General features: G+C 63.0%; 9 protein-coding genes and 2 rRNA genes (1 of these 11 only partly in view). 8 read left to right on the top strand and 3 right to left on the bottom strand.

What is annotated here, in order from left to right; genetic code table 11:
• Positions 1–2,541: ribosomal RNA gene (locus L0977_RS19065) — 23S ribosomal RNA — on the top strand (it extends 332 nt beyond the left edge of the window).
• A 142-nt stretch (positions 2,542–2,683) separates the two neighbouring features.
• Positions 2,684–2,796: ribosomal RNA gene (rrf, locus tag L0977_RS19060) — 5S ribosomal RNA — on the top strand.
• A 77-nt stretch (positions 2,797–2,873) separates the two neighbouring features.
• Here rrf and L0977_RS19055 read toward each other — a convergent pair.
• Together L0977_RS19055 and L0977_RS19050 are read right to left on the bottom strand one after the other, a co-directional pair.
• A complete protein-coding gene (locus tag L0977_RS19055) occupies positions 2,874–3,806 on the bottom strand; it encodes an MBL fold metallo-hydrolase (protein ID WP_234266444.1) in 933 nt (310 codons plus the stop codon).
• Between the two features lie 28 nt (positions 3,807–3,834).
• Positions 3,835–5,556, bottom strand: coding sequence for an AMP-binding protein (locus L0977_RS19050; RefSeq protein WP_234266443.1), 1,722 nt, complete (start codon positions 5,554–5,556; stop codon positions 3,835–3,837).
• A 164-nt stretch (positions 5,557–5,720) separates the two neighbouring features.
• Here L0977_RS19050 and L0977_RS19045 point away from each other — a divergent pair, with 164 nt between their 5' ends.
• Positions 5,721–6,650: an esterase/lipase family protein gene (locus L0977_RS19045; protein WP_234266442.1), complete on the top strand. Its 930-nt coding sequence runs from the start codon at positions 5,721–5,723 to the stop codon at positions 6,648–6,650.
• On the opposite strand, the gene hppD is transcribed toward L0977_RS19045, so the two are convergent.
• On the bottom strand, positions 6,641–7,762 hold the full coding sequence (hppD, locus tag L0977_RS19040; protein WP_234266441.1) for a 4-hydroxyphenylpyruvate dioxygenase: 1,122 nt from the start codon (positions 7,760–7,762) through the stop codon (positions 6,641–6,643). The genes L0977_RS19045 and hppD overlap by 10 nt on opposite strands.
• Positions 7,763–7,882: 120 nt before the next feature.
• Here hppD and L0977_RS19035 point away from each other — a divergent pair, with 120 nt between their 5' ends.
• The 5 genes from L0977_RS19035 to glyQ all read left to right on the top strand — a co-directional run bounded on the left by L0977_RS19035 (position 7,883) and on the right by glyQ (position 13,078).
• The gene (locus L0977_RS19035; protein ID WP_234266450.1) at positions 7,883–8,356 is read left to right on the top strand and encodes an Lrp/AsnC family transcriptional regulator; all 474 of its coding nucleotides are present in this window, start codon (positions 7,883–7,885) and stop codon (positions 8,354–8,356) included.
• Positions 8,357–8,551: 195 nt separating this feature from the next.
• Positions 8,552–9,274 (top strand): GNAT family N-acetyltransferase, encoded by a 723-nt coding sequence (locus L0977_RS19030; protein ID WP_234266440.1) that lies wholly within the window; start codon positions 8,552–8,554, stop codon positions 9,272–9,274.
• A gap of 126 nt (positions 9,275–9,400) precedes the next feature.
• Positions 9,401–10,237, top strand: a complete 837-nt coding sequence (locus tag L0977_RS19025; RefSeq protein WP_267966512.1) for a transporter associated domain-containing protein — start codon at positions 9,401–9,403, stop codon at positions 10,235–10,237.
• A 27-nt stretch (positions 10,238–10,264) separates the two neighbouring features.
• Complete coding sequence (gene lnt / locus L0977_RS19020; protein WP_234266438.1) at positions 10,265–12,049, top strand: apolipoprotein N-acyltransferase; 1,785 nt, start codon at positions 10,265–10,267, stop codon at positions 12,047–12,049.
• 99 nt (positions 12,050–12,148) lie between these two features.
• Positions 12,149–13,078, top strand: coding sequence for a glycine--tRNA ligase subunit alpha (glyQ, locus tag L0977_RS19015; RefSeq protein WP_234266437.1), 930 nt, complete (start codon positions 12,149–12,151; stop codon positions 13,076–13,078).
• Positions 13,079–13,094: the final 16 nt, after the last annotated feature.

Genomic DNA, 13,094 nt, shown 5'->3' with positions numbered 1-13,094 from the left:
GAAAAGACCTGTGTGGTACTGAGCTGACGAAAAGTAGGGCGGGACACGTGAAATCCTGTCTGAATATGGGGGGACCATCCTCCAAGGCTAAATACTCATCATCGACCGATAGTGAACAAGTACCGTGAGGGAAAGGCGAAAAGAACCCCGGGAGGGGAGTGAAATAGATCCTGAAACCGCATGCTTACAAAAAGTCGGAGCCCGAAAGGGTGACGGCGTACCTTTTGTATAATGGGTCAGCGACTTACATTCAGTGGCAAGCTTAACCGAGTAGGGAAGGCGTAGGGAAACCGAGTCCGAATAGGGCGATTCAGTCGCTGGGTGTAGACCCGAAACCAGGTGATCTATCCATGGCCAGGATGAAGGTGCCGTAACAGGTACTGGAGGTCCGAACCGACTAGTGTTGCAAAACTAGCGGATGAGCTGTGGATAGGGGTGAAAGGCTAAACAAACCTGGAAATAGCTGGTTCTCTCCGAAAACTATTTAGGTAGTGCCTCAAGTATTACCGTCGGGGGTAGAGCACTGTTTTGGCTAGGGGGTCATGGCGACTTACCAAACCAAGGCAAACTCCGAATACCGATGAGTACAGCTTGGGAGACAGAGCACCGGGTGCTAACGTCCGGACTCAAGAGGGAAACAACCCAGACCGCCAGCTAAGGTCCCTAAAATTGGCTAAGTGGGAAACGAAGTGGGAAGGCTAAAACAGTCAGGATGTTGGCTTAGAAGCAGCCATCATTTAAAGAAAGCGTAATAGCTCACTGATCGAGTCGTCCTGCGCGGAAGATGTAACGGGGCTAAGCCAGTTACCGAAGCTGCGGATTTGCAATTTATTGCAAGTGGTAGGAGAGCGTTCTGTAAGCCTGTGAAGGTGGCTTGTAAAGGCTGCTGGAGGTATCAGAAGTGCGAATGCTGACATGAGTAGCGTTAAAGCGGGTGAAAAGCCCGCTCGCCGTAAGCGCAAGGTTTCCTACGCAACGTTCATCGGCGTAGGGTGAGTCGGCCCCTAAGGCGAGGCAGAGATGCGTAGCTGATGGGAAACAGGTCAATATTCCTGTACCGATTGCAAGTGCGATGTGGGGACGGATCTTAATAGGTTATCCGGCGGTTGGAAGTGCCGGTTTAGACAGATGTAGGCGATACGTAGGCAAATCCGCGTGTCATATACCGAGGCTGTCGATCGAGCGAGCTTGCTCGCGAAGTAACTGAACGAGGTCCCAGGAAAAGCCACTAAGCTTCAGCTTGCAATTGACCGTACCGCAAACCGACACTGGTGCGCGAGATGAGTATTCTAAGGCGCTTGAGAGAACTCAGGAGAAGGAACTCGGCAAATTGACACCGTAACTTCGGAAGAAGGTGTGCCCTAGTAGTGTGATGAGAACATCTGAGCATGAATGGGTTGCAAAAAATAGGTGGCTGCGACTGTTTATTAAAAACACAGCACTCTGCAAACACGAAAGTGGACGTATAGGGTGTGACGCCTGCCCGGTGCTGGAAGATTAATTGATGGGGTGCAAGCTCTTGATCGAAGTCCCAGTAAACGGCGGCCGTAACTATAACGGTCCTAAGGTAGCGAAATTCCTTGTCGGGTAAGTTCCGACCTGCACGAATGGCGTAACGATGGCCACACTGTCTCCTCCTGAGACTCAGCGAAGTTGAAATGTTTGTGATGATGCAATCTCCCCGCGGAAAGACGGAAAGACCCCATGAACCTTTACTGTAGCTTTGTATTGGACTTTGAACAGATCTGTGTAGGATAGGTGGGAGGCTTTGAAGCCGGGACGCTAGTTCCGGTGGAGCCAACGTTGAAATACCACCCTGGTGTGTTTGAGGTTCTAACCTAGGTCCATTATCTGGATCGGGGACAGTGCATGGTAGGCAGTTTGACTGGGGCGGTCTCCTCCCAAAGCGTAACGGAGGAGTTCGAAGGTACGCTAGGTACGGTCGGACATCGTGCTAATAGTGCAATGGCATAAGCGTGCTTAACTGCGAGACTGACAAGTCGAGCAGATGCGAAAGCAGGACATAGTGATCCGGTGGTTCTGTATGGAAGGGCCATCGCTCAACGGATAAAAGGTACTCTGGGGATAACAGGCTGATACCGCCCAAGAGTTCATATCGACGGCGGTGTTTGGCACCTCGATGTCGGCTCATCTCATCCTGGGGCTGTAGCCGGTCCCAAGGGTATGGCTGTTCGCCATTTAAAGAGGTACGTGAGCTGGGTTTAAAACGTCGTGAGACAGTTTGGTCCCTATCTTCCGTGGGCGCTGCAGATTTGAGGAAGCCTGCTCCTAGTACGAGAGGACCGGAGTGGACGCACCTCTGGTGTACCGGTTGTCACGCCAGTGGCATTGCCGGGTAGCTAAGTGCGGAAGAGATAACCGCTGAAAGCATCTAAGCGGGAAACTCGTTCCAAGATGAGATCTGCCGGGGCCTTGAGCCCCCTGAAGGGTCGTTGAAGACCACGACGTTGATAGGTCGGGTGTGGAAGCGCAGCAATGCGTTAAGCTAACCGATACTAATTGCCCGTGCGGCTTGACCCTATAACTTTGATGTAAGCACTGAACGTGCAAATGTCTTTATGCCCTCATGACCCAGACGTCATGACGTTGGCTGCAATCAAAATACGCTGAGTCGACTCTGTGAATTCGCCGCCCTGGCTTGCCAGGCCGGCAACCCGTTATGCCTGACGACCATAGCAAGTTGGCCCCACTCCTTCCCATCCCGAACAGGACCGTGAAACGACTTTGCGCCGATGATAGTGCGGATGCCCGTGTGAAAGTAGGTCATCGTCAGGCTCTTACAACCCCACAAACCCCCCCTCCATAACCTGGAGTGGGGGTTTTGGCTTTTCTGAGCCTTCTGGGGTGTGGTCTCAACGGTTCGTGACCATGCCATCGCGCAGCGTCAGAGCCCCCGAGGTCTCCAGCTCACCGAGGATTTGCTGTAGCCAAGCGCTGCGCTTATCTGAGCTTGAGTTCTCCAATCCGCCCGGCATGCTGTTTTGCAAATACGGTGTGGCTTCTGCCCAGGTGAGCAGCCCATCGAAAGGGATCTGTTGCCATTCCAACAACCGGTATTTGATGAGCACCTTGATCGCATACCGGTGGTGTTTTTCCGGCGCCCTGAGGAATTGCTCCAAGCGGCTCCTGGCACGCTTCAGCGCCAAGGCCAGATCGTCAAACACCTGACCATGTCCAGGAATGATGATCGATGGAGCCAGCTGTTCGATCACGTCGAGGGTTTCGCCGACCTCGTGGAAGGCTTCGATACCCTCAAGCTCGGGAAACACGACACCAAACCCGTTCTCCCACAGGGCATCGCCTGATATCAAGATGCCCGATTTCGGTTCGAAGAGGACCACGGCATGGGGGTCGTGCCCTTTGGCTGCATGAACTTCCCAGGCGTGGCTGCCAAGTTGGACGGATTCCCCGGGTGACAGCAGTCCCTGGATCTTGAAGCGGGGGCATACCTGACCGGTCGGGGTGTAGCTGAGCGCGTGAGGGTCCCAATTGCGTACCGCATCGGCTTGTCCGGGCGGAATATGGGTTTCGACGAGCGGATACGCGTCTTGCAACGCTGCGTTACCACCACAATGGTCGCTGTGCAGGTGCGTATTGATGATCGCGAGGAGGGGCTCGGCACCCAGTGCTTGCCGGATCAGGGCAACGGTCTGCTCGGCATGGCTGGCGTAGCCCGTATCGACAACGGCATTGCGTCCATCGCCGCGGATGATCACATTGTTGGCGGAGAGCCAGCCTCGCTCCAGAAACGTGACGCCTGCGGATGCCAGGCGGTCGTTCAGCATGCGAGCTCCAGCCGGGGAGGACCGTCGATCATGATGCGACCGTTGCCCGCAAGGCGCGTCGCAGGATCTTGCCCACGTTGGTCTTGGGCAGGTCATCGCGGAATTCGATGTACTTGGGACGCTTGTAGCCGGTGAGGTTGTCGTGGCAGAAGCGGGCCACATCCTCTTCCCGCAGCGATGCGTCGCTGCGCACCACAAACACTTTGACCGCTTCGCCCTGGTGTTCGTCCGGCACGCCGACGACCGCGCACTCCAAGACGCCCGGGCAGGTGGAGATGACGTCTTCGAGCTCGTTGGGGAAGACGTTGAAGCCCGAGACCAGGATCATGTCCTTCTTTCGGTCGATGATGCGCGTGTAGCCGTGTTCGTCCATCACGCCAATGTCCCCTGTGCGCATGAAGCCGTCCGGCGTGAAGGCGCGAGCGGTCTCCTCGGGCTGGTTGTAATAGCCGGGCATGACGTTGGCGCCACGGATGCAGATTTCCCCGGACCCTCCGAGCGGCACATCATGGCCGTCGTCGTCCTTGATGGCAATGTCGATGCCGGGCAAGGGCAGTCCAATGGTGCCGCTGAAGCGATCACTGGTCACAGGGTTGTTGGTGCCGATGGCACAGGTTTCGCTCATGCCCCAGCCCTCCACCATGGTGCAACCTGTCACCTGTTTCCACTGTCGCGCTGTCCCTTCAGACGCCGCCATGCCCCCCGCCTGACTGACGGCCAAACTGGAGAAATCCAGTTGCCGGAACTGCGGGTTTTGCAGCAGGGCATTGAACAAGGTGTTCACCGCCGGCAAGAGGTGGAAGGGACGCTTCTTGAGCGTTTCGACAAACTTGGGGATGTCCCGTGGATTCGGAATCAGGGTCATGTGCGCGCCCCAACGCACGGTCAGGAGGCCCAGGGTCAGCGCAAAGATGTGGTAGAGCGGCAAAGCTGCGATGGCGTTGACGTCGCGCACATCGCCGACGCGCTGGACGGCAGGCCGGAACCAGGCTTCGGCTTGAAGAATGGCCGCCACCACATTGCGATGTGTCAGAACAGCTCCTTTGGAGAGACCGGTCGTTCCGCCGGTGTACTGGAGGAACGCAATGGTGTCGCCGTTGGCTTGGCTCGGGCGCAGTGTCTGGGTCTGGCCGGCGGCCAGGGCCGTGGCGAAGCTGACGATGTGGCGTGCACCCCGGGGGCCTGTGAGCGGGAGCTTGTAGCTGGGAACGAGTTTGGCCAGGTGCCGCACGGCGAAGGTGATCCAGCGGCCGTACCAGAAGCCCAGCAGATCCCCGAGGCTGGCGACGACCACGTGTTGCACGGGTGTGTGGTCAATCACCTCTTCCAGTGTGTGGGCGAAGTTCTCCAGCACGATGATGGCTTCGGCACCCGAGTCCTGGAGCTGATGCTGGAGTTCGCGTGCCGTGTACAGCGGGTTGACATTGACCACCGTATACCCTGCCCGCAGCACCGCGGCCATGGCGACGAGGAACTGCGGCACGTTGGGCAGCATGACCGCCACGCGGGCGCCTGGGGCGAGCCCTTGCGCCTGCAGCCAGGCGCCCAAGGCGGCGCTGAGTTCATCGAGCTGTGCATAGGACATCCAGCGCTCCATGCAGACCGAAACCGGGCGCTTGCCATGGCGCCGGAACGACTCTTCCAGCAAAGCCGCAAGAGAACGGTATTCGTCGGGCTGCACATCGGCAGGAACGCCTTCGGGGTAATGGGCAAGCCAGGGGCGTTGGGTCTGGTGGGGAGCGAAGTCCATGGCGCCATTCTGACGACACGGGGTCTGCGGCCATACCGGGCCGACCCTTATGCCCTGTCGCCTTGGGGTCAGACGGTGCGGTGCTGCCACGGGTGGGGCATAGTGGGACCATGGCTTGGCCTCACGATGACTTTCCCAGACAGCCGGTACGGCCGGCTTCGCGCTTGGCACGCTTGCAGCAGGTGCTGGTGGTTCTGGGCACGATGGCCACCGCCGTGTGCGCGTTGTGCCTGGGGTGGGCGTGGGCGTTGGTCCTGCCCGCGATCGGCTGGACGGGCTACGCCGTGTCTCTGGCGATCGAATTCCTGTGGGCGGCCCGTGTCGGCCGCGCCGAAGGCCAGCCGCTGCCTGCGGAGCGCGCTGTCTGGATGCGTGCCTGGTGGCAGGAGTGTGGCTGGGGGCCGCGGGTGTTTGCCTGGTGGCAGCCTTTTCGCTGGCGGGCCTGTCCCGATACAGCCGAAGTTGTTGCGGGACGCACGGCAGTGGTGCTGGTGCACGGGTTCGTCTGCAACCGGGGATTCTGGATGCCCTGGATGCGCCGTCTGCGCCAAGTCGGTCGTCCCTACGTGAGCGTGAGCCTGGAGCCCCTGACGGGCTCGTTGGATGCTTACGTGCCGCAGATCGAGGCGGCGGTGCAGGAGGCCGAGCGTCTGACGGGCCGTCCGCCCCTTTTGGTTGGGCACAGCATGGGGGGCCTGGCCATCCGCGCCTGGCTGGCCTCGGCGCCGGACGCGCGGGAGCGGGTGGCGCGTGTACTCACCATCGGCTCACCCCACCACGGCACCTGGCTCGCGCGCTTCAGCCGCACGGTCAACGGGCGCCAGATGCAGCGGGGCAGCAAGTGGTTGCAGGCGCTGGCCGCGCGCGAACGTCAACAGCATGCCGAGCCCTACGGGTGCTTCATCTGCTGGTACGCCGACACCGACAACGTGGTGTTCCCGGTGCGCACTGCGACCCTGCCTGGCGCGGACAACCGGCTCGTGAGCGGCGCGCCTCACGTCGGGCTGGCGTTTCATCCGGCCGTGGTGGGCGCGGCCCTGCAACTGGCCGAAGAACTGGATGTGACGCCGCCGGCGGGGGATGGTCAGCCCTGAAGCACGCCGCGGCGCATCTGGTCGAGTTCCATGGTCTCGAACAGCGCCTTGAAGTTGCCTTCGCCGAAGCCCTGATTGCCCTTGCGCTGGATGAACTCGAAGAAGATGGGGCCGAGCTGGTTCTCGCTGAAGATCTGCAGCAGCAATTCGCCCGGGGTGCCATCGACCAGGATGTTGCGGGCCTTGAGTGCTTCGAGGTCCTCGCCGTGGTGCGGGATGCGCTGGGGCAGCAGCTCGTAGTAGGTCTCGCTGGTGCTCAGCAGCTTCACGCCGTCCATCTGCAGCGCGTCGACCGAGTCGTAGAGGTTGGTGGAGGCCAGCGCGATGTGCTGGATGCCCTCGCCGTGGTAGCGGTCCAGGTATTCCTGGATCTGACCGGCCTTGTCGTTGCCTTCCTCGTTGATGGGGATGCGGATCTTGCCGCAGGGGCTGGTCATGGCCTTGCTCTTCACGCCAGTGGCCTGGCCCTCGATGTCGAAGTAGCGCACTTCGCGGAAGTTGAAGATGCGCTCGTAGAAGTCCGCCCATTCGCCCATGCGGCCGCGGTGCACGTTGTGGGTGAGGTGGTCGATGACCGTCAGGCCGTGGCCGACCGGATTGAGCTCGGCGCCGGGCAGCGGGTAGAAGTCGACGTCGTAGAAGCCGATGTTGCCGATCTCGCCCGGTTGGGCGCCGTTCTTGCCGCGCCAGCGGTCGATGAAATAGATGATCGAGTCGCCAATGCCCTTGATCGCCGGAATGTTCAGCTCGCCCGGGCCGGCGGCGTTGGCATACCCCCAGGCGCCCAGCGAAACGGCGCGCTCGTAGGCCGACTTGGCGTCCTGGACGCGGAAAGCGATGGCGCAGACGCTGGGGCCGTGCAGGCGGGCGAAGCGCTGGGCGAAGCTGTCGGGCTCGGCGTTGATGATGAAGTTGATGTCGCCCTGGCGGTACAGCGTCACGTTCTTGTGGCGGTGCTTGGCGACGGCCTTGAAGCCCATGTGCTCGAAGAGTTCCCCCATGGCGACCGGATCGGGCGCGGCGTATTCGATGAATTCGAAACCGTCCGTTCCCATGGGGTTGTCCCAGCCCTGAAAGGCGGGGGCGGCGGACGGGGGCAGTGCGGCGTTCATGGCGGTCTCCTGTGGGGTTGTCGGGGCAATGCGCCACTGTATCGGCGCAGGATGTCATGATTCCTGCGTTTGTGGGCGCATCTTTCTTCTCGAATGCAGGAATACTGCAAAATGATGGACATGCCAGCGCTTGACAAGCTCGACCGCCACATTCTGCGCAGCCTGCAGGCCGATGGCCGCGCCACCTATGACCAGATCGCCGAAGCCGTGGGCCTGTCGCCGAGCGCCGTGCTGCGGCGCGTGCGCCGCCTGGAAGAGCACAAGGTCATCGACCGCTATGTGGCCCTGGTGCGGCCCGAATCGGTGGGCCTGGGCCTGACGGCTTACGTCAACGTGCGGCTGGAAAAGCACACCGGAGCGGCCAAGCGCAACCCCATGGACGAATTCCGCGCCAGCGTGCTGACCTGGCCCGAAGTGGTGGATTGCGTGGCGCTCACAGGCGAGATGGACTTTCTGCTGCGGCTGGTGGTGGCCGACATGGCGGCCTATTCGCGCTTCATGATGGACACCCTGCTCAAGCACCCCAGCGTCCAGGATTGCAAGACCAGCTTTGTCATGGACCGTGTCAAAGCCACCACGGCCCTGCCAGTCTGATCACCAAAACCCCCGGCGCCGACAGGGAATCGGCCTGCCCGGGGTGTCGGCTTACCGGTGGCTGACGGTAAAATGCTGCACTGCAACAACATGAAGAACCCCAACGGGGTGTCAAGTCACCCGTCTGTCGATCTTTCCGGTGTTGTGTCCGATTGGTCTTTCAGGAACTGAGGGGCAACCCTTAGATTTCAGGTCATGTTCGATCCTGTTCAGTGGCTCAAATCCGTGGCATCGGGCGCCCCGTCTCCGGCGGATGACACTTCGCTGTCAGAGGCCGTGCCCGCCGCACGGGCCCCGGTCGCGGTGCCCATCCGTTCGCTCGGGCCGGCCCATGCCGATCGCATTCGTGCCCACCTGCTGGCGCTGGGTGAACACGACCGCTACCTGCGTTTCGGCTACGCCGCCAACGACGAGCAGATCGGCCGTTATGTCGATGGCCTGCGCTTCGACCGCGACGAGCTGTTCGGCATCTTCAATCGCCGGCTTGAACTCATCGCCATGGCGCATCTGGCGTTCTCGGTCGACCCGGACTGCACGGCCTGCGCCGAGTTCGGCGTGTCCGTGTCGGCCAGCGCGCGCGGACGTGGATACGGCAGCCGGCTGTTCGAGCGGGCGGTCATGCACGCGCGCAACGAAGGCGTCAGCCTGCTGTTCATCCATGCGCTGTCGGAAAACACGGCCATGCTCAAGATCGCGCGCAAGGGCGGCGCTCACGTGGTGCGCGAAGGCTCGGAGGCCGAAGCCCATCTGCGCCTGCCGCCGGCCGACTTCGATTCGCGCGTGACCGCGTTCTGGCACGAGCAGACCGGCCTGACCGATTACCACCTCAAGGCGCAGGCGCGGCATTTCCGCGATGCGCTTGCCCTGTTGCAGGAAATCCGCCAGGGCGTGCGGGATTCCCGCGAGCGGGTGCGCTGAGGCGGGCCCCCTGGACCCCGGCGTTGGCCGCCGTCATGGCCTTGCGGTATCCTTTGCCGCAGTTCAACCAGCCGATGACGTTCAGTGGCCGACCACCCCCCCAGTCCGGGGCCGCAGCGCAGCAGCCTGCGGCATGAAGACAGCAAAGACAAGCGCAGTTTCCTGCAGAAGCTCGCGGAGTTCATCCACCCTGGACCGGATTCCAAGGACGAGCTGATCGGGGCCTTGGCCGACGCCGAGGACAACGACATCATCAACGCCGAGTCGCGTGTGATGCTCGAAGGCGTGATCCGCATCGCCGACATGTCGGCCGGCGACGTGATGGTGGCCGCGCCGCGCATGGACGTGCTCGACATCCACGCTCCCTACGACGAACTGCTGCACCTGGTCATCGACACCGCGCACTCGCGCTTTCCGGTGTACGAAGGGGAGCGCGAGAACATCATTGGCATCCTGCTGGCCAAGGACCTGCTCAAGCTGCAGCGCTCGCCGGCCCTGAACATCCGCGCCCTGCTGCGCCCGGCGGTGTTCGTGCCCGAGAACAAGGGCCTCAACGATCTGCTGCGCGAGTTCCGCGGCAACCGCAACCATCTCGCCATCGTGATCGACGAGTTCGGCCGCGTGGCCGGGCTCATCACCATCGAAGATGTGCTGGAAGAAATCGTCGGCGAGATCGAGGACGAATTCGATGTGGCCGAAGACAACGGCGAAATCTTCGCCCTGGCCGACGGCACATGGCGCGTGAGTGGCGACACACCACTTGAACGTTTCAACGAGGCTTTCGGCCAACACCTGTCGGTGAACGATTTCGACACCCTGGGCGGCCTGGTGGCGCACACGCTGGGCCATGTGCCCAAGCGGGGCGAGGTGTACGACCTGGATGGTCTTCAACTGGTGGTGCTGCACGCCAAGGGCGGCGCGGTGCGCTGGTTCAAGGCGATGCCGACGGCCGAGCGCGATTGAGCCGGTGGTCGAGGTGGTTTCGGTCTGATGCGCAGCCTGTTCGGCAATCTGCACCCCCCGTCGGGCTTCTCGCCGTTCAGCGGCCAGGCACCCGGGCGGCCGGCGCGCGGACACGGTGTGGGCTGGTTCCTGCTGTGCGTGCTGGCCGGTGCCTTGCAAGCCGCTTCGCTGGCCTGGCCGCTGACGGCTTGGGTACCGCCGGGTCTGGCTGCAGGGCAGCCCTCGGGCGGGCTGCAGATCGTGTCGCTGGCCCTGCTGGTGCTGGCTTTGCGCCATGCCTGGCGGGTGAGGCAGGCCGTGTGGCGGGCGTGGGTGTTTGCCACCGCCTGGCTGGCCGGCACGTTCTGGTGGCTGTTCATTTCCATGCACACCTACGGGGGGCTGCCCGCACCGCTGGCGGCGCTGGCGGTGCTGGCCCTGGCCGGGTTCCTGGCGCTGTACTACGCGGTGGCCGCTGGCGTGCTCTGTCGCTGGGCGCCGTACGGCCGTTGGCGCCAGGGCTTGCTGTTTGCCGCGCTGTGGACCCTGGCCGAGCTGCTGCGTGGCACCTGGTTCACGGGCTTCCCCTGGGGCGCGGGGGGCTATGCGCAGGTGGAGGCGTTGGGCGTGTGGGCGCCCTGGGTCGGGGTCTACGGCATGGGCTTTCTGTCGGCCGGGCTGGCGTACGCCCTGGCCGTGCCGTTTTCGGCCAGAACCGCGGCCGCCGCCAGCGGAGCAGGACGTTCCGGGGGCTTCTCGCTGAAAGCGGCGGCGGCCTTCGGCGGTCTGGTGGTCCTGGCCATGGCGCCCCGGATGCTGGGGACGGGGGCACAGAACACCGAGTCCACCGGCGCCCTGCGGGCCTGGCTGCTGCAGGGCAACATCGCGCAGGACGAAAAATTCGAGGCCGGCACCGGCATCGCGCAGGCGCTGACGTGGTACCCGGCCCAGTTTGCCGAGGCGCAACGGGCCGCGCCTGCGCAGCGGCCCCAACTGGTGGTGGCGCCCGAAACCGCGCTGCCGCTGCTGCCGGCGCAGCTGGAGCCGGCCTTCTGGGAGGCCTTGCTCACGCCGCCGGACGCTGCCACCGGGCCACAGCCGGGCTGGCTGGCGGGCCTGCCGCTGGGCAGCCTGGACGCGGGGTACACCAATTCGGTCTGGGGCATTGCCCCGGATCGGGCCGAGCGCGCACGGCGGCTGCTGGCCGACACCGGGCGCAGCGATCTGCTGCAGGCCCAGCCGCCTGCCGTGGGCTTCTACCGCTACGACAAGCACCATCTGGTGCCCTTCGGCGAATTCATCCCGCCACTGTTCCGCTGGTTCACCGACCTGATGAACATCCCCCTGGGCGATTTCGGCCGGGGGGCGCTGCCGCAGGCGCCGTGGGGCTGGGCCGGACAGCGGCTGGCGCCCAACATCTGCTACGAGGATCTGTTCGGTGAAGAACTGGCGGCCGCGTTCCAGGACCCGGCCACCGCGCCCACGGTGCTGGTCAACGTGAGCAACATCGGCTGGTTCGGCGATTCGGTCGCCATCGACCAGCATTTGCAGATCTCGCGCCTGCGCGCCATGGAGCTTGGCCGGCCCATGCTGCGGGCCACCAACACCGGGGCCACGGCGGCCATCGATCACACCGGGCGCGTGGTGGCGCAACTGCCGCGCCTGACCCGAGACCGGCTCGACGTGACGGTGGAAGGCCGCAGCGGTCTCACGCTCTACGCCCGCTGGGCCTCGCGCTGGGGGCTGTGGCCGCTGTGGATCGGGTGCCTGGGGTTGGCACTGGCGGCCCTTTTGTGGCCCACCCGCGCGCGGCGCCCCCGGGTCGGCGCCTAAAATCACGGGTTTGACCCTTGCCGGTGACGGGCTGTCCGCGCCGGCTGTTTTTGCTGGGTCTCCTTCTTTTCGGTGGGCCGATGGCCGCCGCGCTCGACGATGTTGACCTTCCAACAGATCATTCTCAAGCTGCAGTCTTACTGGGATGCCCAGGGCTGCGCACTGCTCCAGCCCTACGACATGGAAGTGGGCGCCGGCACCAGCCACACCGCCACCTTTTTGCGCGCCATCGGCCCCGAGCCCTGGAAGGCCGCCTACGTGCAGCCCAGCCGCCGCCCCAAGGACGGCCGCTACGGCGAGAACCCCAACCGCCTGCAGCATTACTACCAGTACCAGGTGGTGCTCAAGCCCGCCCCCAGCAACATCCTGGAGCTGTACCTGGGCTCGCTCGAAGCGCTGGGCTTCGATCTGAAGAAGAACGACATCCGCTTCGTCGAGGACGACTGGGAAAACCCCACGCTGGGCGCCTGGGGCCTGGGCTGGGAAGTCTGGCTCAACGGGATGGAAGTGACGCAGTTCACCTACTTCCAGCAGGTGGGCGGCATCGACTGCAAGCCCGCCACCGGCGAGATCACCTACGGCCTGGAGCGCCTGGCCATGTACCTGCAGGGCGTGGACAACGTCTACAACCTGAAGTGGACGGACACCCTGAGCTACGGCGACGTCTACCTGCAGAACGAGAAAGAGCAGTCGGCCTACAACTTCGAGCATGCCGACGCCGATTTCCTGTTCACCGCCTTCGGTGCGCACGAAAAGCAGGCCAAGTACCTGATGGAACAGCAACTGGCGCTGCCGGCCTACGAGCAGGTGCTCAAGTGCGCGCACAGCTTCAACCTGCTGGACGCGCGCGGTGCGATTTCGGTGACCGAGCGCGCTGCCTACATCGGCCGCATCCGCGATCTGGCCCGCAAGGTGGCGCGCAGCTACCTCGACAGCCGCGCCCGCCTGGGCTTCCCCATGGCGCCCAAGGCCTGGAGCGACGAAGTGCTGGCCGAACTGGCCAAGGCCGAACAGAAGAAAGCCGCCTGAGCGGGAGCGCACAAAA

This window comes from Hydrogenophaga sp. NFH-34, from assembly GCF_021401345.1.
GTDB lineage: Bacteria > Pseudomonadota > Gammaproteobacteria > Burkholderiales > Burkholderiaceae_C > Hydrogenophaga > Hydrogenophaga electricum.
Note: the sequence above shows the minus strand (reverse complement) of the source record. Positions and strands in the feature narration are given on the sequence as shown.